Consider the following 23,568-nt stretch of genomic DNA (forward strand, 5'->3'; position numbering starts at 1 on the left):
AGGCCGCTCCCACAGGGGCTGCAATCAGCGACGGATATGCCTGAGTGGTACACTGTCCGCCACATAGCCTGAATATAAAGAGGGGAGGCCAGGCTGTACCGCAGCCTGTAGCCTCCCCGAGCGTTTCTGGACTAAGCATGAGAATACTGATCATTGGCCCCAGCTGGGTCGGCGACATGGTGATGGCGCAGACCCTGTTCCAGAGCCTGAAACAGCAGCACCCCGACTGCGTGATCGATGTGCTGGCCCCCGAGTGGAGCCGGCCGATCCTCGAGCGCATGCCCGAGGTCCGTCAGGCCCTGAGCTTCCCGCTCGGCCACGGTGCACTGGAACTGGCCACGCGGCGACGCATCGGCAAGTCCCTGGCCGGCCAGTACGACCAGGCCATCCTGCTACCCAACTCGCTCAAGTCGGCGCTGGTGCCATTCTTTGCCGGTATCCCCAAGCGCACCGGCTGGCGTGGCGAAATGCGCTTCGGCCTGCTCAACGACGTGCGCAAGCTGGACAAGGCCCGCTACCCGCTGATGATCGAGCGCTTCATGGCCCTGGCCTACGCGCCCGGCGCCGAGCTGCCGCAGCCGTACCCGCGCCCCAGCCTGCAGATCGAAGCGCAAAGCCGCGATACGGCGCTGGCCAAGTTCGGCCTGGAGCTGGACCGCCCGGTGTTGGCGCTGTGCCCTGGTGCCGAGTTCGGCGAGGCCAAGCGCTGGCCGGCCGAGCACTACGCCACCGTGGCCGATGCGATGATCCGCCAGGGCTGGCAGGTGTGGCTGTTCGGCTCGAAGAACGATCACCCGGTCGGTGAGCAGATCCGCGACCGGCTGATCCCGGGCCTGCGTGAAGAATCGTCCAACCTGGCCGGCGAAACCTCGCTTGCCGAGGCCATCGACCTGATGTCCTGCGCCCATGCCGTGGTGTCCAACGACTCGGGCCTGATGCATGTGGCCGCCGCGCTGAACCGCCCGCTGGTGGCGGTGTACGGCTCGACCTCGCCAGGCTTCACCCCGCCGCTGGCCGAGCACGTGGAAGTGGTGCGCACCGGCATCGAGTGCAGCCCGTGCTTCGACCGCACCTGCCGCTTCGGCCACTACAACTGCCTGCGCCTGCTCGAACCGGGCAAAGTCATTGCTGCCCTGCACAGCCTGACCGGGCCGGACCTGATCGATACCGTGGCCGAGGTCGACTAAGTGCGGGTACTGATCATCAAGACTTCGTCGCTGGGTGATGTGATCCACACCTTGCCGGCGCTTACCGATGCCGCCCACGCCATCCCGGGCATCCGCTTCGACTGGGTGGTGGAAGAAGGCTTCGCCGAAATCCCCAGCTGGCACCCGGCGGTCGACCAGGTGATCCCGGTGGCCATTCGCCGCTGGCGCAAGAACCTCTGGCAAACCATCAAGAGCGGCGAGTGGAAGGCGTTCAAGCAACGTGTACGCGAGCGCAAGTACGACCTGGTGATCGACGCCCAGGGCCTGGTCAAGTCGGCCTGGCTGACCCGCTACGTGAAGGCTCCGGTGGCCGGCCTGGACCGCTACTCGGCCCGCGAAGGCTGGGCCAGCCGCTTCTATGACCGGCGCCTGTCGGTTGCCACCGGCCAGCACGCGGTGGAGCGGGTGCGCCAGCTGTTCGCAATGGCCCTGGCCTACGACCTGCCGGAAGGCATCGGCAACTACGGCCTCGACCTCGAGCGCCTGCAACTGCCGCCGGCCGCCCCCTATGTGGTGTTCCTGCATGGCACCACCTGGGCGACCAAGCACTGGCCCGAAGCCTACTGGCGCGAACTGGCCGAGCGCATGGGCCGGCGCAAGCTGGAGGTGCGCCTGCCGTGGGGCAACCCGGCCGAGAAGGCGCGGGCCGAGCGCATCGCCCAGGGCTTGAACAACTGCCAGGTACTCCCCAAATTGAACCTTGCCGGCGTCGCACGCGTGTTGGCGGCGGCAAAAGCCTGTGTGGCGGTCGATACGGGCCTCGGTCACCTGGCGGCGGCACTCGATGTGCCCACCATTTCGCTGTTCGGCCCGACCAACCCGGGCCTGACCGGCGCCTACGGACGGACCCAGATTCACCAGGCCAGTGACTGGCCCTGCGCGCCCTGCCTGCAGAAGAAGTGCACCTACAAACCGAGCGCCGACGACCTGCGCCGGTTCGATCTGAAACGCGAGTGGCCGCTGTGCTTCACTCGCCTGAATCCCGAGCATGTAGCGAGCCGCTTGAGCGCGTTGCTGCTGGCTGAGGATGTCCGTTGATGCAACTGGCTTTCGTGCTTTACAAATATTTCCCCTTCGGCGGGCTGCAGCGTGACTTCATGCGCATTGCCCTGGAATGCCAGAAGCGGGGCCATCAGATCCGTGTGTACACGCTGATCTGGGAGGGTGACATTCCGCCGGGCTTCGAAGTGCTGGTGGCGCCGGTGAAGGCGATTTTCAACCATCGCCGCAATGAAAAGCTCAGCGCCTGGATGGCCGCCGACCTGGCCAGGCGCCCGGTCGACCGCCTGATCGGCTTCAACAAGATGCCAGGGCTGGACGTGTACTACGCCGCCGACGGCTGCTTCGAGGACAAGGCGCAAACCCTGCGCGGCGGCTTGTACCGCCGCTGGGGCCGCTACCGGCACTTTGCCGAGTACGAACGAGCGGTGTTCGCCAAGGACGCCCATACCGAAGTGCTGATGATTTCCGAAGTGCAGCAGCCGCTGTTCATCAAGCACTACGGTACCCCGGTGGAGCGGTTCCACCTGCTGCCGCCGGGCATTTCCCAGGACCGCCGCGCGCCGGCCAACGCCGACGAGATCCGCGCAGAGTTCCGCAAGGAATTCAACCTGGGCGATGACGACCTGCTGCTGGTGCAGATTGGCTCGGGCTTCAAGACCAAGGGCGTCGACCGCAGCCTCAAGGCCCTGGCTGCACTGCCGTCGGCCCTGCGCAAGCGCACCAGGCTGATGGTGATCGGCCAGGATGACCCCAAGGTGTTCCAGCTGCAAAGCGCTACCCTGGGCCTGGGCGAGCAGGTGCAGTTCCTCAAGGGCCGCAGCGACATCCCGCGTTTCCTGCTGGGCGCCGACCTGCTGATCCACCCGGCGTACAACGAGAACACTGGCACGGTGCTGCTCGAGGCGCTGGTGGCCGGCCTGCCGGTGCTGGTCTCCAAGGTGTGCGGCTACGCCCACTACATTGCCGAGGCCGACAGCGGCCTGGTGCTGGATGAGCCATTCGAGCAGGAACAGCTCAATGGCTACCTGCAGCGCATGCTGGAAGACCAACAGGCCCGCGCCAGCTGGTCGCGCAACGGCCTGGCGTTTGCTGAAACCGCCGATCTGTACAGCATGCCGCAGCATGCCGCCGATGTGATCCTGGGGCAGGAGTCCGCATGAAGCTGATACTGGCCGAACCGTTCAAGCGTCTTTGGGCCGGGCGTGATGCCTTCGATGCCGTGGAGGCGCTGCAAGGCGAGGTCTATCGCGAACTGGAAGGGCGCCGCACGCTGCGCACCGAGGTCGCTGGCGAGGGCTTCTTCGTGAAGATCCACCGCGGCATTGGCTGGGGCGAGATCTTCAAGAACCTGCTTACCGCCAAGCTACCGGTGCTCGGTGCCGGCCAGGAATGGCAGGCCATCCAGCGACTGCACCAGGTTGGCGTGCCGACCATGACTGCCGTCGCCTATGGCGAGCGTGGCAGCAACCCGGCCGCGCAGCACTCGTTCATCATCACCGAAGAACTGGCGCCGACCATCAGCCTGGAAGACTTCAGCATCGACTGGGTCAGGCAGCCGCCCGAGCCGCGCTTGAAACGCGCGCTGATCGCCGAAGTGGCGAAGATGACCGGCGGCATGCACCGCGCGGGGGTCAACCACCGCGACTGTTACATCTGCCACTTCCTGCTGCACACCGACCGCCCGGTGACGGCGGACGACTTCAAACTGTCGGTGATCGACCTGCACCGAGCGCAGACCCGGGCGAAAATCAGCCGTCGCTGGCGCGACAAGGACCTGGCCGCGCTGTACTTCTCGGCGCTGGACATCGGCCTGACCCAGCGCGACAAGCTGCGCTTTCTGCGTGGTTACTTCCAACGCCCGCTGCGGCAGATCCTGAAGGATGAAGCCGCGCTGCTCGCGTGGCTGGAGCGCAAGGCGCAGAAACTCTACGACCGTAAGCAACGTTATGGGGATGCACTCTGATGGCGGGGTGGACACTGGCGCCGGGCTACGAACACCTGGCGGCGGACTTCGGCAGCCTCGATGCGGTATTTGCCCTGCAAGGCGAGCGCCTGACCCGCGACCCGCTCAGCGAGGTGGTACGTATCACTCGTGACGGGGTCAATTACTACATCAAGCGTTACACCGGTGCTGGCAAGCACATGCGCCGTTACCTGGGCCGGCCGCGGATCAAAGCCGAATGGCAGAACCTCAAGCAGTTCGACAAGTGGGGCATCCCCACTGCCGAAGTAGTGGCCTGGGGCCTGGAGCGCCATGGTCTGGCCTTTGCCCGGGGGGCCATGATCACCCGCGAACTGCCGCGCACAGAAGACCTGTCGGCGCTGGCCGAGCGCAACGATGCCCGCCTGGCCGATCGCGCCTGGGTCGGGCATGTCAGCAGCCAGCTGGCGCGCCACACCCGGGTCATGCACCAGCACCACTTCGCCCACAACGACCTGAAATGGCGCAACCTGCTGGTCGACGACCAGGGCACGCTATTCTTCATCGACTGCCCCACCGGCGATTTCTGGCGCGGCTTCATGTGGCGGCACCGGATGATCAAGGACCTGGCGTGCCTGGACAAAGTGGCCAAATACCACCTGTCGGCAACCCAGCGCCTGCGTTTCTACCTGCAATACCGTGGCCGCGACCGGCTGAATGTGCGTGACAAGAAGCGCATTCGCCAGGTGGTGAGCTTTTTCGAGGGAAGGGAATGACCGATTACCTGGCCAGCGCGGACCTCGCGCTGCTCAAACGCCATGGCCTGGACGACTTCGAGGCGCTGTGGGCACTGCAGCTGGATGCCGTGGACGAACCGAACACCGGCCGCGGTGGCTGGAGCAGCGTGTTCCGCCTGGAGCTCGAAGGCAAGGGCTACTATCTCAAGCGCCAGAGCGATTACCTGACCCGTACCCTGCACCGGCCATTTGGCGAGCCAACCTTCGCCCGCGAGTTCCGCAACATCAGCCGTTACCAGAAGCTGCAGATTCCGGCCTTGCAGGCGGTGTTCTATGGCGAGCGAAAGAAAGGCGGCACGCATCGGGCGATCCTGATGACTCGCGCCCTGGACGAGTGGGCCGACCTCGACAGCCTGCTGGCCCGCTGGCCACAACTGAGCGATGCTGAACGCAATGGCGTCCTGCAGGCCTGCGGCCAGCTGGCGCGCACCCTGCACAGCGCCGGCCAGGTGCATGGTTGTTTCTACCCCAAGCACATCTTCCTGCGCCAGCGCCGCGAAGGCTGGGACGCGCAACTGATCGACCTGGAGAAGACCCGCCCCCTGCTGTTCGGCATGCGTGACCGTCTCAAGGACCTGGAGCCGCTGCTGCGTCGCGCCCCGGTCTGGAGCGAGCGTGATGTACGTACCTTGCTGGCCAGCTACCTGGCGCAGCCTGCCGATGGCACGCTGGTCGATACATGGCTGCAACGCCTGACGCAACGCCGTCGTGAAAAAGAGGCCCGCTGATGCGTTTGTCTGAATTGAAAGAGGCCGGGCGCAACCCCTCGTTGCCCCTGAGCATCACCCTGGCCGATGCCGCCGGCACGGCTGACCTGCAATTGCTCAGCCTGCTGCGCGTGCTGCCGGGCCAGCGCTATGTGGGCGCCGGCGTGTGGCGCGGTACCCCGGTGCTGGCCAAGCTGCTGGTCGGTGGTAACGCTGCGCGGCATTTCCAGCGCGAACTGCAAGGCGTGAAGCTGCTGGCCGAGCAGGGCCTGACCACGCCGAAGCTGCTGGCCGACGGCCTCAAGGAAGGCGAGGGTGGTTGGCTGCTGTTCGAATTCCTCGACAGCGCCGAAAGCCTGGCCGATGCCTGGGCGGCAGTGGAAAGCTTGCCGGTGCTGGCCGACGAGCAGCACCTGGTGCTGGGCGAGGCGCTCACCGCAGTGGCGCACATGCACGCCCGGGGCCTGTGGCAGGAAGACCTGCACCTGGACAACCTGCTGCGCCACGGCGGCAAGCTGTACCTGATCGATGGCGCCGGCATCAAGGCCGAAACGCCTGGCCAGCAGCTGTCGCGCCCACGTGTGCTGGAAAACCTTGGGGTGTTCTTCGCCCAGCTACCCAAGCGTCTGGAGCCGTTCATCGAAGAACTGCTGGTGCACTACCTGCTGGCCAACGCCGAGCATGCACTGCCGATGGAAGCCTTGCAGAAGCAGGTGGACAAGGTGCGCAGCTGGCGCCAGAAGGATTACCTGGAAAAGGCTGGCCGTGAATGCAGCCTGTTCAGTGTCGAGCGCAGCCTTTCGGGTCTGCGGGCGGTCCGCCGCGACGAGGTCGAAGCCATGCTGCCGGTGCTGGAGCAGGCTGACGCGTTGATCGACCAAGGCCACCTGTACAAGACCGGTGGTGCGGCCAGTGTGGCGCGCATCGAGGTTGGCGGCCGCACGCTGGTGCTCAAACGCTACAACATCAAGAACACCGCGCACTGGTTCAAGCGCTTCTGGCGCCCGAGCCGGGCCTGGCATTCCTGGATCGAAGGCCACCGCCTTGAATTCCTCGACATTGCCACGCCGCGTCCACTCGCGGTGCTGGAGCAGCGAGTGATGGGGCTGCGAAGCCGTGCCTACCTGGTCACCGAGTATGTCGATGGCCCGGACCTGGCCGAATGCTTCGCGCCCTACGTGGATAACGGCGATGCGCCCGAGGAGCAGGTGGATGCCTTGGTGCATGTGATGCAGCAACTGATTCGCGAGCGTATCAGCCACGGCGACTTCAAGGGCCACAACCTGTTCTGGCACAACGGCCAGTGGTCGTTGATCGACCTGGACGCCATGTGCCAACACGCCACTCAGCTCAGCTTCGCCCCCGCCTACGCCCGTGATCGGGCGCGGCTGCTGCGCAACTGGCCGAGTGGCAGTGCGTTGCATCAGCGGCTTGACCGGCTGCTGCCCAAGCTGGCCGAGTAAACCGCCGGCAGTGCCAGCCAGTCGCTGCTGCGGCCTGGCTGGCGCACTCGGATGCGCCACTGGCCTTCCAGCTGGCGTAGCACGGCCCAGGCGTGGACTGCACCCAGGGCCTTCTCGGGCAGTTGCAAATGGTAATGATCGGCAAGCAGGTGCCGACGGACCGGCAACTGATGGGTGCCTAACTGCAGATAGAGTTGCCCCCCGGCATCGTACAGGTTGGTCTCACCTGCCACCGCTTCGCCCTCAACCGCAGGTTGAAGGCGTACGTCTTCCAACAGCTGGGCTACGTCAGGTAACCCGTCATGCCATAGCACGATGGAATCGACTACCCAGTTGCCATTGCGCAGACGCTTGATAGGCAACTGTACATAAGCGTCCGGTTGCCTGGGGTCGAGCACACGCCAGCGATGGCCGTCGAAGTGGACGTTGTACATACGCCCCTGGCTGTCCTTCACGAAGTATCGAACCGGGCCAAGCGTATTGATCTGCTCGTACACTTCCTCGCCGTGGACCCCGTCGATCCGGTAGCGCAGTTTGCTCACGTCCACGGCCGCTTCGTGGGTTGTCGGCAGGGGCCGCGGGGGTTGAGGTGGCAGGCCGCGCATCGCCCTGCGCATGAGGGGCGAGCTAGCGAAACTGGTCAGCCCATCGGTAGCATGGCTGAAGGCAGCTATGGCGTGATGAAGCATCGCCTCGTGGTCTTGCTTGTTCATCGCCTCGAAACCGTCCCAGACCGAGATCGACATTCGCCCGAAGGCCAAGGACGAGAGGGCCGGAGCTGGCAGCACCAGGCTGATCATGTCGAGGGTCAGGTGCAGTGTTGCCAGCCCGATTTCGCCAAGCAGTTCGCTGTGGCTGCGACTGTTGGCATCGGCTTCGGCGATCATGGCCTGGACTTGCGCTCGGTAAAGGGCTTCGAACAGGTTCCCTTCGATCTTTGGCCATTGCACGTGCGGCCCCAGGCGCCCCTTGCGTATCAACCGGTCAAGCCGCATGCCATCGGCCAATGGTGCCCGCTGAACCAGGTAACGGCGCAGGGCGGGGGTGCGGCGTAACATTTTCAGCAGGGCGCGGGTGTTCGGGTATTCACGCCAGGCGCGCCGGTCGGGAGCGTCTGGTGTGTACAACACAAGAGGTTGAATAGCCTCATTCTGGGCTTTGATCAGCAGTACCCCTTGCAGCGTATGCCCGTCCGCGGTCAATTGATGAACCATGACGCGTTGCTCGTCGATGGCGGGTCGCCAGCGATTGTCGGAGTGGTTGATAACTGCCTTGATCCATCGATAACCGCGTTCTTGGGTACCCTCGAGTAAATGCCTGGCGTAACGGGCCTTGGCCGCTTCGGCGTGCATGCGTGTGCGGGTTATGTTGCCGTGGGCCTGCATGCGCCAACGCGCAGCGGAGGATTCAAGCAGGTGGGTGCGCAGAAAGCTGATGTAGCCACTGCCGGCGTCGAGTTTGCGTACAAGGCGCTTCGCCCCCTCGGGGGATAGCGAGTCGAGTGGGCTGCCATCCTCGTGGTGGACTCGAGCAGTCAGCCAGTAGTCGAGGTCGAACCAGGCAATATTGAGCAACGCCAGTTCGTCGAGGCGGTAGGTGATGGGGACCAGTTCGACGGTATCACCCACATGTCGACGATTGACAACCGCAACATACCCGGAAGGTGCCAGTGGGTTCACCAACGGGCCCTTGCGGCGTGCCAGGGTGACGGATACGCAGATTTTCTCGGCGGGCAACTCGATGGCGAACTCACGGCGTAGCGCCTCGCCCAGGCGTTCACGTACCCATGCGAGCAGGTGGTGGCGAGTACGGAATTGCTCCAGCGTGAGCAAGCCAGGCGCAGCTGCCTGGGCGATGGCCCCGGCGAGCTCCTGGATCGTTTGCATGATGTGCGTCAGGCTTTGCGTGGAACTCTCACGCAGCCATGCGGGCAGGTGTTTTTCCAGCAGCAGTGCATAACGGGTGGACAGCGCATATTGGCTGCCCATGAGGTCGATCAGTGACTGCTGTTTGGCTATGGCGGTTTTCAGTGCCGGCAGATCCGGGGTCTGGCCAAGCGTCCAGGCGGCGTGCCAGGCGATGGTAAGCCGTTGATGCTGGGCGTCGAGCACATCAGTTACCTGTTGTTCGACCAGATCGCCGGTAAACCACTCGTAGCGCAGCCGGTCGGCACACCTTACCAGCTGCTGGTCCTCCAGGCGGGGTAGCAGTTGCAACAGTGGGCGGCTTTGCAGCGGGTCGTCCAGGCGCTCACATAGTTCGGTATGTAATTCGGCCAGATTGGCGAACCCTTCGACGCCGTGGGAAACGCTGCACAACAGTGCTATGCCGGAGGCTGTAACCGGCTCGGCGTCCACCCCTTGCGGCGCGTCTGCCACAAGCACCAGCACGCCGGGTAACGGCAACCGGCCATGAGGGCTCGAACGGTTGAAAACCGGACGATAAACCTGGGCCCGGTGGGTGTCTGGCAAGTGGTTGCGCTGCCAGGGTAACGGCAGCTCCAGAGAGGTGCGCAGCAGGCTGATGTGGCTGTAGTCCAGGGTCTGGTCGGCGAGGCGCAGTTCCAGTTCGGCCAGAAGTTGTTCATGACGCAGTTGGCGCAGCTGCTTGAACCGGCTCTGGCCTTCTTCGACAGGGTCGTTCCAGAACGCTGCCAGGTCACCAAAAAAGCGTTGACGCATGGCGGCCGGTTCCGTTTCGCCCACCAGTTCGGGTTTGCCTCGCTCAAGGGCGATGAGCTGTTGATCTAGCGCTTCGAGGCGCTGCAAAGGTGTCATGGTGTGGCTCCTTGGAAGATGGCAGCCAACCATGTCGCGGCAAAAGAGGGTACAGGTATTACCCGGTTACTGCCGTGAACGAGGGTAGAAACCTTGCAGGCCGAGGGCAGCCGATACCCCTAGGCCGAGCCAGGCCAGGCTGTCCCAGACCCCGTCCCCCAGCAAGGCGGCAAACAGCCCCACGGTAGTGAGCAGGGCCATGACCGTTGGCCAGATGAAGATGCGCCAGGTCGGCTGTGACTTGTGACTCATGGCCGCGCCTCCCGCTTCGTGCGCTGTTTGCCCCACCACAGGTATAACCCGCTGCCGAGCACAATGATGGTCAGCACATCGAGGATCGCCCACAGAATCTGCATAGGCCGACCACCGTAGTCACCGAAGTGCAGCGGTTGCGACAGGCCCATGGCATCCATGTACCACGGGCGTTCGCCCACTGCGGTCACCGCCAGCGTTTGCGCATCGATCAGCACAGGCGTGAGCAGGTGCGAGGTCAGGTGCGTGCCGCCCTTCATGAACACCGCATAGTGGTGCTCACTGGAAAAGCGTGTGCCGGGGAAGGCGATGAAGTCCGGGCGCATGCCGGGGGCGGCTTGTTCGGCGATGGTCAGCAGGCGGGTGGCCGGGGCGCGTTCGGTGAGCGGTGGGGCATCACGGTATGGGGCAACCATGGCGGCCAGGGTGTCGTTGCGCCAGGCGGCGATAACCAGGTCCGACAGCGCGCTGATCACGCCAGTCACGCCTACCGTCAGAGCCCAGGCCAATGTGACCACACCGATCAGGTTGTGCAGGTCGAGCCAGCGCAGGCGTCGGGATTTGCCGTGGCGCACCGTGCCGAAGTCCAGGCGGCGCATGAACGGTGCATAGAGCACGGTGCCGGAGATGATCGCCACGACGAACAGCACGCCCATGAAGGCCAGTAGCAGCTTGCCGGGCAGGCCGGCGAACATGTCCACGTGCAGGCGCAGCATGGTCATCATGAAGCCGCCGTTGGCGGCCGGCATGGCCACGGCTTCGCCGGTGCGGGCGTCGAGCATGAAGGTGTGCGACGAATTGGGTTCGGTGCCGGCAGTGGCGGCGGTTATGGCCACTACGCCGTTGGCTTCGTCCTCGTTGTAACCGAAGTACTGCATGACTTCGCCGGGCCGGTGCTGCTCGGCCTTGATCACCAACTGCTGCAGGTCGAGGTGTGGCGTATCGGCTGGCATTTCCCGCAGTTCGGGGGCATCGCCGAGCAGGTGTTCGAGTTCGTGGTGGAAGATCAGCGGCAGGCCGGTGACTGCCAGCAACAGCAGGAACAGGGTGCAGACCAGGCTGCTCCAGGTGTGGATCACCGACCAGCGGCGGATGGTTGGGCTTTTCATCACGGTACCGAATTTTGCCTGTTGGAAGCTGGGGCTGCTGCGCAGCCCTTTCGCCGCGCAAGGCTGCTCCTACAGGGACCGTGCTGGCCGTTGTAGGAGCAGCCTTGTGCTGCGAATGGCCCGGCTTACTCAGAACTTGTAATTGACACTGGCCACCACGTTGCGCTCGTCGCCGTAGTAGCAGTAGTACCCGTCACAGGTAGACAAGTAGTCCTTGTTGAACAGGTTCTTCGCATCCACGGCTACGGTCACTCCGTTGAGGGTGCTGTTCAGGCGGCCCAGGTCGTAGTGCACCGATGCGTCGTAGACGGTGTAGGACCCCACATGGCCCCAATCGGTGTTGGTGGTATTACCGTAGGTGTCGCCCACGTAGCGCACGCCAACGCCGACCCCAAACCCATCCAGTGGTCCGCTGTGCCAGGTGTAGTCAGCCCAGGCAGTGGCCTGGTTGCGCGGCACCTGCGCCATGCGCTTGCCTTTCTCGTCACTGGTGCCTTTGATGATTTCGCTGTCGTTGTAGGTGTACGAGCCCACCAGTTTGAGGTTCTCGGTCACATCCGAAGTAGCCTCCAACTCCAGGCCTTTGACACGCACTTCGCCAACCTGACGGGTCACACCACCCTCGGTTACCGACATGTTCTCCTGCGTCAGGTCGAACACAGCAGCGGTGAACAGGCTATTGCTGCCTGGAGGCTGGTATTTGATGCCCAGTTCGTATTGCTTGCCTTCGGTCGGTTTGAAGGCATCGGTGCTGTTGACGGTGGAGCCGGTGGCAGCCTGGAACGACTCGGCATAGGAGATGTAAGGCGTCAGGCCGTTATCGAATACATAGCTGAGTGCTGCGTTACCACTGAACTTCTTGTCGCGCTGAGTATTGGTGGCGTCGCCTTGGTTGTGAAAGGTGGTGCCGGTGTGCACCCAGTCCTCACGACCACCGAGGGTCAGGCGCCAGTTGTCCAGGGCCATCTGGTCCTGGATATACAGGCCGGTCTGCTGGGTTTTCTGGTCGTAGTCGTACATGTCGAAGTACTGAACGTTCGAAAAATCCTGACCGTAGATTGGGTTGTGGATATTGCTTGGTGGCACACCAGCCGAGCCCCAGCGCCAGCGGGCGTTGCTGTCCGAGCGCTGGTGGTCTAGCCCAAGCAGCAGGGTATGGGCAACCTGGCCGGTCTGGAAGTCGGCCTGGAAGTTGTTGTCCAGGGCGAACTGGGAGATGTCCTCCTCGACGATACCGGCGGTGCGTTGCACGGTGCCATCGGCGCTTACAGCTTCGTCCGGGCCGGCTGGCCAGATCGAACCACCGGCGGTAATGCTCTTGAAGTCCAGTTCGTTACGCGCGTAGCGCAAGTTCTGACGGAACTGCCAGGTGTCGTTCAGGCGTGTTTCGAACGCATAACCCAGGTGGTAGTAGGTTCGGTCGTAGGATTCCCAATCCGGGTCGCCCAGGTTCTTGTGGTGCGAAATCTTGCCTGCGGGGCTATCCAGCTTGGTGCCCTGCAGTGGCAGGAACTGGCCGGTGATGCCGGTATCATCGCGGGTATATTGGCTGATGAAAGTCAGCCTGGTGTCGTCGTTGATGTTCCAGGTCAGGCTGGGCGCGATGTTGTAGCGCTTGTCCGGGATGTGGTCGACTGGCGAACCGCTGTCACGCACGGTGCCGCTCACTCGGTACAGGAACTGGCCTGCATCGTCGAGCTTGCCGGTGCTGTCGAAGTTGATCTGCTTGTGGTTGTTGCTGCCAACCTGGGCTTCGATTTCGTGGCTGCTTTCCAATTGCGGCCGACGGCTGGTCATGTCCAGCAGGCCGCCTGGTGGGGTCTGGCCGTAGACCGAAGAGGCCGGGCCGCGCAGCACGGCGATGCGCTCCAGGTTCCAGGGTTCGATCTTGGGGGTGGCGTAGTTGCCCTTGGGCAATGGCAAGCCATCGAGGAACTGGGTAGGTACAAAGCCACGTACCAGCAACCAGTCGCTGCGCGAGTCGGACCCATAGCCGCTGCTCTGCACGCCAGCGGTGTAGCGAAGGGCATCGTTCAGGTTGAGCACCGGCCGGTCTTCCATCTGCTTACGGGTGATCACGCTCACCGAGCGGGGCAGTTCAGCGATGGCTGTGTCGGTCTTGGTGCCTGCTGCTGTCCGGGTCGCGGTGTAACCCTCTACCGGCCCCCAGGCGCTTTCATAGTTGGAAGTCGCATTGATCGCAGTCTCCGGCAACGCCAGTGTCCCTTCCGGCGTAGCCACCAGGCTGTAGCTGCCCACGCTGCTTTGCTGCAACTGCAGGCCGGTGCCGCGCAGGGCGGCCTGCAGGGCACCGAGGCCATCATACTGCCCGCTCACCGGGGCCGAGGTGCGGCCGCTGACCAGTGCCGGGTCGATGGCCAGGGTGATGCCGGACTGGCTGGCGATCTGGTTGAGGGTGGTGGCCAGCGGGGCGCTGGGCAGGTCGTAGGCACGCTGAGCGGATTGCTCGGCGGCGAACAGGGCAGGGCTGGCCAATGGCGCGGCCACGGCGATGGCCAGGGCCATCAGGCTGGGGCGCAGGATACGATCAACAGCACGGGACATGCAGCGGCTCCTCGACGGATAAGTGCTTACTGCTTCCTTGCCGAGCGAGATTTCAAAAGTGACAGGGTAAATCTGAAAAAAATTGAGAATTATTTGAAGTTGGTTTTTGCCTGTACCGGCCCTTTCGCGGGTAAACCCGCTTCCACAGGGATCGCGGGGGCTTCGAGGCTGATGCAATCCTGTGGGAGCGGGTTTACCCGCGAAGAGGCCGGTGCAGGCCTACTTGGGACCGACGGTCACCCACCACTGGGTATGCCGCTCGACCTTCACCGGCAGCGCCGGCACCAGCGACGACAGCGCCAGATCGGTGTCGGTCAGCGGGAAGCTGCCGGTCACCCGCAGGTTGGCGACCTTGTCGTCTACTCCGAGGTAACCGCTGCGGTACTGGCCGAGCGCGGCCAGCAGGTCAGCCAGGCGTACGTTGTCCACCACCAGCATGCCGCGGGTCCAGGCGTCGGCACCGCCTGGCACCGTGCCGATTCGGCCAAGGCCGTTGGCGTTCATCAGCACCTGCTGACCTTCGCGCAGCACCTGTTCGTCGCCACTGTTCAGCGGCATGGCGGCTACCGAGGCTTGCAGCACTTCCAGGCGCGTGCCGTCGTCCTCGCGGCGCACCAGGAAGCGCGTGCCCAGTGGGCGAAGGCGGCCATCTTCGGTGCGCACCAGCAGCGGGCGCGGGTCCTGATGGCCGGTTTCGACGGAAATCTCGCCCTGATGCAGCACGATCACCCGTTGCTCGCCGGCGTAGTCGATGTCCACGGCAGTGTGGCTGTTCAGGCTCAGCAAGGTGCCGTCTTCCAGGCGCAGGGTACGCAGTTCGCCGGTGGCGGTACGCTGGTCGGCCAGCCAGTAGCTCGGTGCCAGCGATGGTGCGCCGACCCAGGCCAGCAGCGAGCCCAAAAGAAACATGCCGGCCAGCCCGCCGCCGACCTTGCCGATGCGTTGGCGCAGGCCGGCGCGCGATTGCAGCAGGGCCTGGCGTGCCGGGCCGGCAGCGGCGCTCACGCGCTGGTCCATGGCGCCGAGCTGGCGCCAGGCGCGGGCGTGCTCCTCGCTGGCGGCATGCCAGCGCATGAATTCGCTGCGCTCGTCAGGTGTGCCGCTGCCGTTGTCGAGGCTGAGTTTCCAGGCAATGGCGGCTTCCAGAACCCGGGACGAAACCGGTGCACTGCTCACGTCGGCTCCCCGTACAGGGCCACGTAGCACTGGCGCATGCCCTGGGCAATGTACTGGCGCACCCGCGACACCGAAACCCCCATGCGCTCGGCGATTTCGGCATGGCTCATACCGTCCAGGCGATTGTGCAGGAACGCTGCGCGGGCCTTGCTCGACAGCTTGCCGAGCAGGCGGTCGATGGCCTTGAGGTCCTCAAGGATCAGATGTTGCACTTCCGGGGAAGGTTGTTCGGCTTCCGGCATCAGGGCCAGTTCGGCCAGGTAGGCCTGTTCCAGCGCTGCGCGGCGGAAGTGGTCGAACATCAGGCCCTTGGCCACGGCGGCCAGGAACGCGCGGGGTTCGCGGGGCGTATCCAGTTGCGCACGGCCAAGCAGGCGCACGAAGGTGTCCTGGCTCAGGTCTTCGGCACGTTGGCGGCAGGCCATGCTGCGTTGCAGCCAGGCGAGCAGCCAGCCGCGGTGGTCGCGGTACAGCGCACCGACCAGATCGGCGTGTGGGCTCTGTGCAGAAGACAAGCAGCGTCCCCCCGGAACGAATGCATTAACTAACGATAATTATTCGCGATTGTTGCAGAGGGGAGGGGGTGGGTGCAATGGACGCTTATCGGATGGCCATCATGGAAAAGGCAAGTGGCCAATCGCCGGCAAGCCAGCTCCCACAGGAAACGCATTGATTCTGGAACTTGTGCAGTACCTGTGGGAGCTGGCTTGCCGGCGATTGGGCCTGTCAGGTCAATACAAATCTATAGGCCGTGGTTGTGCACCTTGCGCCTGCGCCACCCGCGCAAGCGCTGCTCCAGCTGCAGCGGGCTGTCCAGCTGCTGGCGCCGGGCCTGGCTGAACAGGATCAGCGCCAGCTCGGCCGTAACCAGGGCATCGGCGCTGGCGTGATGGCGCTCCTCGACCTGCAGGCCAAACCGCGCCACCCAGTCATCCAGCCCGGCCTCGCGCAGCACTGTGTCGGGGTTGAGCATCGGCGCCAGCTCGGCAACATCCAGAAAGGGTGACTGCAAGCGATAACCCAGGCTTTCCTTCAGCGCGCGGGCCAGCATGCGCTGGTCGAACGGCGCATGGAATGCCAGCACCGGGCTATTGCCTATGAAGTCGAGCAGGTCGAGCAAGGCCTCGGCCGGGTCGCAACCAGCAGCCAGGGCACTTGGGCCCAGGCCGTGGATCAGCACGCTGGCGTTGGTCTTCTGCAGAGGCCGGTGCAGGGTGCGTTCGAACTGCTGGGCAAAATCGATGGCGCCATCTTCGATGGCCACGGCACCCACCGACAGCACTTGGTCACGGTTGGGGTTGAGGCCGCTGGTCTCCAGGTCGAGCACTACCCAGCGCTGCTCGCGCAGGGTACACACCCCCAGTGGCACGGCCTTGGGCAGCCGGGCCAGGTGCTGGCGCGTGGCATGGTCCAGTTCGGGCGCACTGGGGCGCAGCCAGGCGAACAGGCTCATAGCTGGTACCGCAAGGCCAGGCTGCTTTGCAGGCGCTGGGCCTGGCGCAGGGACTCGCGCAGGATGCGCCGGTCCAGGTGGTTGAGGCTGTCCGGGTCCAGGCGGTTGGAATAGGGCAGGTTGTCGCGGGTCTGGCGCTGGTGCTGCTGCATGCGGGTTTGCTGGATGAAGTGGTAGGCCTCTTCATACGCTGCGCCGTCCAGTGCCTCGATCACGCCCTTGGCCACCAGCTGGCGCAGGCGTTCCAGGGTATTGCAGGCACCGATGCCGTTGGCCAGGGCCAGCAGCCGGGCACCATCTACGAAGGGCGTCAGGCCTTGGACCTTGAGGTCGAGAGTGGCGGCCTTGTCGTTGCCCTGGCGGGTCAGCACGAACTCGCGCAGGCGGCCCACCGGTGGGCGCTGGCGCAGGGCGTTGTCAGCCATCATGCGCTGGAAGATGCGGTTGTCGGCCACCTGGTCCAGCAGGCCTTGGCGCAGCTGCTCGCAACCTTGCTCGTCGCCCCACACCACGCGCAGGTCGAAATAGATGCTCGAGCCCAGCAGGTTCTCCGGGCTGGCTTCACGGACAAAACCGGCAAAACGCCGCGCCCATTCACTGCGCGACAGGCATAGCTCGGGGTTGCCGGCCATGACGTTGCCCTTGCACAGGGTGAAGCCACACTGGGCCAGGCACTGGTTGATGTATTGCGCCAGCGGCAGCAGGCGCGTGCGGATAGCGTCGGCTTCGGCGCTGTCGGCGGCTTCGAAGAGGATGCCGTTGTCCTGGTCGGTATGCAGGGTTTGTTCACGTCGTCCTTCGCTGCCAAAGCACAGCCAGCTGAACGGCACGCCCGGGTCACCGCGCTCGGCCAGCGCCAGTTCGATCACCCGGCACACGGTGTGGTCGTTGAGCAGGGTGATGATCTGGGTGATCTGCGTGGAGGACGCGCCATGGGCCAGCATGCGCTCGACCAGTTGGCTGATTTCGCCGCGCAGCGAGACCAGGGTATCCAGACGTGGCGCATGGCGGATGGTGCGTGCCAGGTGCACCAGGTCGACCCGCTGCAGGGAGAACAGGTCGCGCTCCGAAACCACACCGCACAGGCGCCGGTTTTCCACCAGGCATACGTGGGCGATATGCCGTTCGGTCATGGCCATGGCTGCGTCGAAGGCGCTGGCCTGGGGGCTGAGGTAGAACGGCTGCTTAGTCATGTGGCGGACGATGGGCGCGCCCAGATCAGCATCGGCGGCGGCTACCACCTGGCGAAGGTCGCGCAGGGTGAAGATACCGGTGGGGTAGCGCTGCTGGTCGACCACCACGATGCTGCCAACCTGCTGCTCGTGCATCAGCCGCACGGCGTCGCGCAGGGGCGTGTCGGGGCTGCAGACCACCGGGTGGCGCATGGCCAGTTCACCCAGTGGCGTGTTCAGCGAATACTGGGTGCCGAGGGTTTCCACCGCGCGCTGGCGTACCTGCTGGTTTACCTGGTCCAGCAGGCTGCTGACTCCGCGCAGGGCAAAATCCCGAAACACTTCCGACATCGAGAACACGCGGATGAACGCAGCCTTGTTCAGCTGCAAGCAGAAGGTGTCCTCACCGGCCAGGTGCTCGGTACGGGTCGCTCGCTCGCCGAGCAGGGCAGCCAGCGGGAAGCATTCGCCGCTGGTGATTTCGAAGGTGGTCTCCACACCAGGTTTGACCAGATGCTGGCGCTCACCCACCACGCGGCCCTGCTTGACGATGTAGAAGTGCTCGACCGGCCCATCGGCAGGTTTGACGATGCTTTCGCCGCCGGCATAGAAGCGCAGCTGGCACTGTTCGACCAGGTAGGCCAGGTGGCTGTGTTCCATCTGGTTGAACGGCGGAAAACGCTGCAGGAACTGCAGGGTGCCCTGGATGTTCTGTAGCACTGCTGTCCTGCCCGCCTGGCTGTAGGCGTCCTTTTTGCTCATGAAACTGACCGTATCGCTATGCCGAACTATATATATCTATATATAGGTGCCGGCCATGTTGTTCTCTGCCTCCATGGTCGGCTTGCGGCGGGGTGGTGCCCATTGGACGTAAGTCTATGAGCGCCCCTGTCAAAGACCCGACGAAAGGCAAGCCGGGTTACGCAAGTTCTGCGGTCCTAATGCTGAAGCGGAATTTTTTTGACGAGATGAGCATGCCAGAGCAACACGACATCCTGAGCGACGCCGAGCGCGAGGCATTGGCCGTGGCCGTGGTGAGTGCGCCTGTGGCAGCCAAACCGCTGGTGCTGGTAGTGGATGACAATGCGGTGAACCGTGAGGCGTTGATCCTGTACCTGAAAAGCCGGGGGATCGACTGCGTCGGAGCGGATGGGGCTGAGGAGGCCAGGCTGTACCTGCACTACCAGCCGCGGATTTGCTTGATGATCACGGATTTGCGCATGCAGCCCGAGGATGGCCTGGACCTGATCCGCACGGTTCGCGAATCAGAGCGGGCAGCGTTGTCGATCATCGTGGTGTCGGGCGACACCGATGTGGAAGAGGCGGTGGATGTGATGCACCTGGGAGTGGTGGATTTTCTGCTGAAGCCGGTCGATCTGGGCAGGCTGCTGGAGCTGGTGAAGAAAGAACTGAAAATCGAGTAGAGCAAGAGTGGGGCTGCTTTGCAGCCCTTTCGCGACACAAGGCCGCTCCTACAAGTACCGCGCCAGACCTCAGCCTTGCGCGGGACTTGTAGGAGCGGCCTTGTGTCGCGAAAGGGCCGCAAAGCGGCCCCTTGTCGCAGATGTCTCTTACAACCCGTTACGCGCCTTGAACTCGCGACGACGGCGGTGCAGTACCGGCTCGGTATAACCGTTCGGCTGCTTGCCACCTTCCACCACCAGCTCTACCGCAGCCTGGAACGCGACGTTGTCGTCGAAGTTCGGTGCCATCGGGCGGTACAGAGGGTCGCCGGCGTTCTGCTGGTCGACCACCACGGCCATGCGCTTCAGGCTTTCCAGCACCTGCTCCTGGCTGACCACGCCATGGCGCAGCCAGTTGGCCAGCAGCTGGGCCGAGATGCGCAGGGTGGCGCGGTCTTCCATCAGGCCGACGTTGTTGATGTCCGGCACCTTCGAGCAACCCACACCCTGGTCGATCCAGCGCACCACGTAGCCGAGAATGCCCTGGGCGTTGTTGTCCAGCTCGTTGCGGATCTCTTCGGCCGACCAGTTGGTGTCGGCGGCCAGCGGGATGGCCAGGATGTCGTCCACCGATGCCGGGGTACGCGAAGCCAGTTCACGCTGACGCGCCTGTACGTCCACCTTGTGGTAGTGCAGGGCATGCAGGGTGGCGGCGGTCGGCGACGGCACCCAGGCGGTGTTGGCACCGGCCAGCGGGTGGGCGATCTTCTGTTCGAGCATGGCCGCCATCAGGTCGGGCATGGCCCACATGCCCTTGCCGATCTGCGCACGGCCTTGAAGGCCGGTGGCCAGGCCGACATCAACGTTGTTGTTCTCGTAGGCACCGATCCACTTCTCGTTCTTCATGGCGCCCTTGCGCACCACGGCGCCGGCTTCCATCGAGGTGTGGATTTCATCGCCGGTGCGGTCGAGGAAGCCGGTGTTGATGAACACCACGCGCTCGGCTGCGGCCTTGATGCACGACTTGAGGTTGACCGTGGTACGGCGCTCCTCGTCCATGATGCCGACCTTGACAGTGTTGCGCTTCATGCCCAGCAGGTCTTCGACCTGGCTGAAGATCTCGGCGGCGAAGGCTACTTCCTCCGGGCCGTGCATCTTCGGCTTGACGATGTACACGCTGCCGCTGCGGGTGTTCTTGCGGCTGGTGTTGCCATTGAGGTTGTGCAGGGCGATCAGGTTGGTGAACAGGCCGTCCTGGATGCCTTCGGGGATTTCGTTGCCTTGGGCGTCGAGGATCGCCGGGTTGGTCATCAGGTGGCCAACGTTGCGCACGAACAGCAGCGAACGGCCGTGCAGGGTCACGCTGCCGCCGTTGGGCGCGGCGTACTCGCGGTCCGGGTTCATGGTGCGGGTGAAGGTCTTGCCACCCTTGCTCACGCTTTCGGCCAGGTCGCCTTTCATCAGGCCCAGCCAGTTGCGGTAGACGATCACCTTGTCGTCGGCGTCGACGGCGGCAACCGAGTCTTCGCAGTCCATGATGGTGGTCAGCGCCGATTCCATCAGGATGTCTTTCACGCCGGCGGCGTCGGTGCTGCCGACCGGGGTGCTGGCGTCGACCTGGATTTCGAAGTGCAGGCCGTTGTGCTTGAGCAGCACCGCAGTCGGCGCGGCGGCATCGCCATGGAAGCCGATCAGCTGGGCGTCGTCACGCAGGCCGCTGTTGCTGCCGCCTTTCAGGGCAACTACCAGCTTGCCGCCTTCGATGCGGTAGCCGGTGGAGTCGACGTGCGAGCCGGCCGCCAGTGGCGCGGCTTCGTCGAGGAAGGCGCGGGCGAAGGCGATGACCTTGTCGCCACGTACCTTGTTGTAGCCTTGGCCTTTCTCGGCGCCGCCTTCATCGCTGATGGCATCGGTGCCATAGAGCGCGTCATACAGCGAACCCCAACGGGCGTTGGCGGCGTTAAGGGCGAAGCGGGCGTTCATCACCGGTACGACCAGCTGTGGGCCGGCCATGTGGGCGATTTCTTCGTCCACGTTCTGGGTGGTGGCCTGGAAATCGTCGGCTTGTGGCAGCAGGTAGCCGATTTCCTGGAGGAATGCTTTGTAGGCTACGGCGTCATGGGCCTGGCCTTTGCGTGCCTGGTGCCAGGCGTCGATCTTGGCTTGCAGCTCGTCGCGCTTGGCGAGCAGGGCTTTGTTCTTTGGAGCGAGGTCATTGATGATCTTCTCTGCACCCGCCCAGAACTGCTCGGCGACGATGCCGGTCCCTGGGATGGCTTCGTTGTTCACGAAGTCGTACAGGACCTTGGCGACCTGAAGGCCACCGACTTGAACGTATCCAGTCATTGCTTGCCTCACTCTGCTCAGCTATTTCGCTCTTCTGTATTAAGCCTGTAGCGCTTCTCTAAACACGGCACCAGTGCATGCCCCCGAGTTAAGCCCCGAGCGCGGCTGGGTGCGGCCTGCCAGACAGGCTGGCAGACAGTGTGCGTATTTTCACAGGCGCCTTGGCAGACATCCAAACGACGTTTTGTAGTCCGCGCCACGGGATACTACATGAAGCAGTAGGCGGGGCAAAATCAGACTAAAAGCGCCGTTATGCGACCCGTTGGTCGCGTATGGTCACGCTGGGAGTAAGTATGTTCGCAAAAAACAGGTGGATTGTTCCAGATAAATCTTGAAACAGTACACGATTTGTTGTGCCGATTGCCCTGCGGCAGGTTGCCGCGCCTTGCCTATACTGAGTCGATCCCCCGATTTTCTGCCGCACGGCGCGGTCCGACACGAGGAAGGGCTTGTGGATCATCTTGTACTGACTGTGATTGCCCCTGACAAGGCCGGCCAGGTCGAGCGCATTGCCCAGTGCATCGCTGACCACAGTGGTAACTGGCTGGAAAGCCGCATGTCGCGTATGGCCGGGCAGTTTGCCGGCATCCTGCGGGTGGCGGTGCCGGCGGAAAACTATGACGAACTGGTGGCTTCGCTGCAGGGGTTGGTCCGATATGACATTCGCGTGCTGATCGCCGAAAGCGGCATCGAGCCGTCGTGTACCTGGAAGCCGATTGCCATGGAGCTGGTAGGTAATGACCGGCCGGGGATCGTGCGTGATATCACCCGCCTGCTGGCGGATCTGGGGGTGAACCTTGAGCGGTTTACCACAGAGGTGCGGCCGGCGCCCATGAGCAGCGAGCCACTGTTCCATGCCGATGCCTTGCTGGCATTGCCGTTAACCCTGTCGCTGGAGGAATTGCAGCAGAAGCTGGAGAGCCTGGCGGACGACTTGATGGTGGAGTTGAAGCTGCGGCCGGAGGAATGATCCGAGATTGCCGGGGCCGCTTCGCGACACAAGGCCGCTCCTACAAGGGTTACGCGTTCCCCTGTAGGAGCGGCCTTGTGTCGCGATGGGCTGCAAGGCAGCCCCCTGCGGTTATCCCGATATCACGGGGAAGGCCCTGTGGATAACCTGGGGGCTCCCCTCTCCAGCCCACACCGTGCGCGCCTTCCACGGCTTTGCTCAAAAAACACTCAAAAATCAGCAGCTTGTGCACAAAGCACGGGGACGAGGGTGTGGATAACCTTTGGAGATGTCTCTGCAGGCCACGAATCACAAGGCCTGCAGAGTTGTGGTCATTTTTTGATCAGCTGCGCTTGCGCAAACTGAACCACGCATCGAAGCTGTAAATCGCCAAACCCGCCCAGATGAACATGAACGCCACCAAGTTACTCGACGACAAGTGCTCATCGAACAGCAGCACCGCCTGCAGCAGCACCAGGGTCGGCGCCAGGTACTGCAGGAAGCCCAGCGTGGTATACGGCAAGTGCCGCGCGGCAGCGTTGAAGCACACCAACGGCACCAGTGTCACCGGCCCCGCGGCCATCAGCCACAACGCTTCGCTGCTGGTGTAGAACGCGCCCTGGGCACTTGTCGCCGCCGGGTGCAGCAACAGCCAGCCTAGTGCCAGCGGTACCAGCATCCAGGTTTCCACCACCAGGCCAGGCAATGCCGCCACCGGTGCCTGTTTGCGAATCAGCCCATAGAAGCCGAAGCTCAGCGCCAGCACCAGCGACACCCACGGCAGGCTGCCCACCTGCCACACCTGCTGGGCCACCCCCACGGCGGCCATGGCCACCGCCAGCCACTGCAGGCGGCGCAGGCGCTCGCCGAGAATCAGCATGCCCAGCAGCACATTGATCAGTGGGTTGATGTAGTAACCCAGGCTGGCCTCGAGCATGCGCCCGTTGTTCACCGACCATACGTAGGTCAGCCAGTTGCCTGCGATAAGCGCCCCGCTCAGGGCCAGAATGCCCAGCCGGCGCGGGTTGTCACGCAGTTCACGCCACCAGCCGGGGTGTTTCCACACCAGTAGTAGCAGCGAGCCGAACAGTGCCGACCAGAGCACGCGGTGGACGATGATCTCCACCGCTGGGACGCTCTGGATTGCCTTGAAGTACAGGGGGAACAGCCCCCAGATGATGTAGGCGCTGAGGCCCAGTAGGTACCCGCGACGCGGGTTTGCGGCGTGCATGCAGAATCCTTGCTTAGGTAGCTAAATAAAGCGACGC

General features: G+C 63.8%; 19 protein-coding genes. 9 read left to right on the forward strand and 10 right to left on the reverse strand.

Features of this window, described 5'->3' with window-relative positions:
* The first annotated feature begins 137 nt into the window (after positions 1–137).
* Genes waaF through CAF92_RS07640 form a run of 7 tightly spaced genes read left to right on the forward strand, consistent with a single transcriptional unit; the run spans position 138 to position 7,098 of the window.
* Positions 138–1,187: a lipopolysaccharide heptosyltransferase II gene (gene waaF, locus CAF92_RS07610; RefSeq protein ID WP_046614463.1), complete on the forward strand. Its 1,050-nt coding sequence runs from the start codon at positions 138–140 to the stop codon at positions 1,185–1,187.
* Positions 1,188–2,246, forward strand: coding sequence for a lipopolysaccharide heptosyltransferase I (waaC, locus tag CAF92_RS07615; protein ID WP_015268679.1), 1,059 nt, complete (start codon positions 1,188–1,190; stop codon positions 2,244–2,246).
* The gene (locus tag CAF92_RS07620) at positions 2,246–3,370 is read left to right on the forward strand and encodes a glycosyltransferase family 4 protein (RefSeq protein ID WP_046614462.1); all 1,125 of its coding nucleotides are present in this window, start codon (positions 2,246–2,248) and stop codon (positions 3,368–3,370) included. The genes waaC and CAF92_RS07620 overlap by 1 nt, the downstream gene beginning before the upstream one ends.
* Positions 3,367–4,173 carry a lipopolysaccharide core heptose(I) kinase RfaP gene (rfaP, locus tag CAF92_RS07625; RefSeq protein WP_085600036.1) on the forward strand — a complete coding sequence of 269 codons (807 nt, stop codon included), beginning with the start codon at positions 3,367–3,369 and terminating at the stop codon, positions 4,171–4,173. Before CAF92_RS07620 ends, rfaP begins: the two co-directional genes overlap by 4 nt.
* The gene (locus CAF92_RS07630) at positions 4,173–4,907 is read left to right on the forward strand and encodes a lipopolysaccharide kinase InaA family protein (protein WP_046614460.1); all 735 of its coding nucleotides are present in this window, start codon (positions 4,173–4,175) and stop codon (positions 4,905–4,907) included. The genes rfaP and CAF92_RS07630 overlap by 1 nt, the downstream gene beginning before the upstream one ends.
* Positions 4,904–5,656, forward strand: a complete 753-nt coding sequence (locus CAF92_RS07635; protein WP_085600038.1) for a lipopolysaccharide kinase InaA family protein — start codon at positions 4,904–4,906, stop codon at positions 5,654–5,656. The genes CAF92_RS07630 and CAF92_RS07635 overlap by 4 nt, the downstream gene beginning before the upstream one ends.
* Positions 5,656–7,098 carry a lipopolysaccharide kinase InaA family protein gene (locus CAF92_RS07640; protein WP_085600040.1) on the forward strand — a complete coding sequence of 481 codons (1,443 nt, stop codon included), beginning with the start codon at positions 5,656–5,658 and terminating at the stop codon, positions 7,096–7,098. The genes CAF92_RS07635 and CAF92_RS07640 overlap by 1 nt, the downstream gene beginning before the upstream one ends.
* On the opposite strand, the gene CAF92_RS07645 is transcribed toward CAF92_RS07640, so the two are convergent.
* From CAF92_RS07645 to CAF92_RS07680, 8 genes are all read right to left on the reverse strand, one after another.
* Complete coding sequence (locus tag CAF92_RS07645; RefSeq protein ID WP_085600042.1) at positions 7,059–9,875, reverse strand: dermonecrotic toxin domain-containing protein; 2,817 nt, start codon at positions 9,873–9,875, stop codon at positions 7,059–7,061. The genes CAF92_RS07640 and CAF92_RS07645 overlap by 40 nt on opposite strands.
* Before the next feature lie 66 nt (positions 9,876–9,941).
* Positions 9,942–10,127 carry a hypothetical protein gene (locus CAF92_RS07650; protein WP_085600044.1) on the reverse strand — a complete coding sequence of 62 codons (186 nt, stop codon included), beginning with the start codon at positions 10,125–10,127 and terminating at the stop codon, positions 9,942–9,944.
* Positions 10,124–11,236 (reverse strand): PepSY domain-containing protein, encoded by a 1,113-nt coding sequence (locus CAF92_RS07655; RefSeq protein ID WP_085600046.1) that lies wholly within the window; start codon positions 11,234–11,236, stop codon positions 10,124–10,126. The genes CAF92_RS07650 and CAF92_RS07655 overlap by 4 nt, the downstream gene beginning before the upstream one ends.
* 129 nt (positions 11,237–11,365) lie before the next feature.
* Positions 11,366–13,801 carry a TonB-dependent siderophore receptor gene (locus tag CAF92_RS07660; RefSeq protein ID WP_085600048.1) on the reverse strand — a complete coding sequence of 812 codons (2,436 nt, stop codon included), beginning with the start codon at positions 13,799–13,801 and terminating at the stop codon, positions 11,366–11,368.
* A 219-nt stretch (positions 13,802–14,020) separates the two neighbouring features.
* A complete protein-coding gene (locus tag CAF92_RS07665; protein WP_085600050.1) occupies positions 14,021–14,977 on the reverse strand; it encodes a FecR domain-containing protein in 957 nt (318 codons plus the stop codon).
* On the reverse strand, positions 14,974–15,492 hold the full coding sequence (locus CAF92_RS07670; RefSeq protein ID WP_015268687.1) for an RNA polymerase sigma factor: 519 nt from the start codon (positions 15,490–15,492) through the stop codon (positions 14,974–14,976). Before CAF92_RS07670 ends, CAF92_RS07665 begins: the two co-directional genes overlap by 4 nt.
* A 227-nt stretch (positions 15,493–15,719) precedes the next feature.
* The gene (locus tag CAF92_RS07675) at positions 15,720–16,430 is read right to left on the reverse strand and encodes a PolC-type DNA polymerase III (RefSeq protein WP_085600052.1); all 711 of its coding nucleotides are present in this window, start codon (positions 16,428–16,430) and stop codon (positions 15,720–15,722) included.
* On the reverse strand, positions 16,427–18,364 hold the full coding sequence (locus tag CAF92_RS07680) for a DUF294 nucleotidyltransferase-like domain-containing protein (RefSeq protein WP_085600054.1): 1,938 nt from the start codon (positions 18,362–18,364) through the stop codon (positions 16,427–16,429). Before CAF92_RS07680 ends, CAF92_RS07675 begins: the two co-directional genes overlap by 4 nt.
* Positions 18,365–18,480: 116 nt before the next feature.
* Here CAF92_RS07680 and CAF92_RS07685 point away from each other — a divergent pair, with 116 nt between their 5' ends.
* The gene (locus CAF92_RS07685) at positions 18,481–19,026 is read left to right on the forward strand and encodes a response regulator (RefSeq protein WP_085600056.1); all 546 of its coding nucleotides are present in this window, start codon (positions 18,481–18,483) and stop codon (positions 19,024–19,026) included.
* Positions 19,027–19,173: 147 nt separating this feature from the next.
* On the opposite strand, the gene CAF92_RS07690 is transcribed toward CAF92_RS07685, so the two are convergent.
* A complete protein-coding gene (locus tag CAF92_RS07690; protein WP_046614449.1) occupies positions 19,174–21,351 on the reverse strand; it encodes a malate synthase G in 2,178 nt (725 codons plus the stop codon).
* A gap of 451 nt (positions 21,352–21,802) precedes the next feature.
* Between CAF92_RS07690 and CAF92_RS07695 the strand changes: the two genes are divergently transcribed.
* Positions 21,803–22,321: a glycine cleavage system protein R gene (locus CAF92_RS07695; RefSeq protein WP_046614448.1), complete on the forward strand. Its 519-nt coding sequence runs from the start codon at positions 21,803–21,805 to the stop codon at positions 22,319–22,321.
* A 322-nt stretch (positions 22,322–22,643) separates the two neighbouring features.
* Here the strand turns inward: CAF92_RS07695 and rarD are convergent, their stop codons facing one another.
* Positions 22,644–23,531: an EamA family transporter RarD gene (gene rarD / locus CAF92_RS07700; protein ID WP_085600058.1), complete on the reverse strand. Its 888-nt coding sequence runs from the start codon at positions 23,529–23,531 to the stop codon at positions 22,644–22,646.
* Between the last annotated feature and the right edge of the window lie 37 nt (positions 23,532–23,568).

This window comes from Pseudomonas sp. B10(2017), assembly GCF_002113295.1.
GTDB classification, from domain to species: Bacteria; Pseudomonadota; Gammaproteobacteria; order Pseudomonadales; family Pseudomonadaceae; genus Aquipseudomonas; species Aquipseudomonas pudica.

Bases quoted from the DNA above. Each gene is read 5' to 3' on its own strand.
- waaF (WP_046614463.1), top strand. From the start codon at position 138: ATGAGAATACTGATCATTGGCCCCAGCTGGGTCGGCGACATGGTGATG.
- CAF92_RS07620 (WP_046614462.1), top strand. From the start codon at position 2,246: ATGCAACTGGCTTTCGTGCTTTACAAATATTTCCCCTTCGGCGGGCTG.
- rfaP (WP_085600036.1), top strand. From the start codon at position 3,367: ATGAAGCTGATACTGGCCGAACCGTTCAAGCGTCTTTGGGCCGGGCGT.
- CAF92_RS07630 (WP_046614460.1), top strand. From the start codon at position 4,173: ATGGCGGGGTGGACACTGGCGCCGGGCTACGAACACCTGGCGGCGGAC.
- CAF92_RS07635 (WP_085600038.1), top strand. From the start codon at position 4,904: ATGACCGATTACCTGGCCAGCGCGGACCTCGCGCTGCTCAAACGCCAT.
- CAF92_RS07640 (WP_085600040.1), top strand. From the start codon at position 5,656: ATGCGTTTGTCTGAATTGAAAGAGGCCGGGCGCAACCCCTCGTTGCCC.
- CAF92_RS07645 (WP_085600042.1), bottom strand. From the start codon at position 9,875: ATGACACCTTTGCAGCGCCTCGAAGCGCTAGATCAACAGCTCATCGCC.
- CAF92_RS07650 (WP_085600044.1), bottom strand. From the start codon at position 10,127: ATGAGTCACAAGTCACAGCCGACCTGGCGCATCTTCATCTGGCCAACG.
- CAF92_RS07655 (WP_085600046.1), bottom strand. From the start codon at position 11,236: ATGAAAAGCCCAACCATCCGCCGCTGGTCGGTGATCCACACCTGGAGC.
- CAF92_RS07660 (WP_085600048.1), bottom strand. From the start codon at position 13,801: ATGTCCCGTGCTGTTGATCGTATCCTGCGCCCCAGCCTGATGGCCCTG.
- CAF92_RS07675 (WP_085600052.1), bottom strand. From the start codon at position 16,430: ATGAGCCTGTTCGCCTGGCTGCGCCCCAGTGCGCCCGAACTGGACCAT.
- CAF92_RS07680 (WP_085600054.1), bottom strand. From the start codon at position 18,364: ATGAGCAAAAAGGACGCCTACAGCCAGGCGGGCAGGACAGCAGTGCTA.
- CAF92_RS07685 (WP_085600056.1), top strand. From the start codon at position 18,481: ATGAGCGCCCCTGTCAAAGACCCGACGAAAGGCAAGCCGGGTTACGCA.
- CAF92_RS07690 (WP_046614449.1), bottom strand. From the start codon at position 21,351: ATGACTGGATACGTTCAAGTCGGTGGCCTTCAGGTCGCCAAGGTCCTG.
- rarD (WP_085600058.1), bottom strand. From the start codon at position 23,531: ATGCACGCCGCAAACCCGCGTCGCGGGTACCTACTGGGCCTCAGCGCC.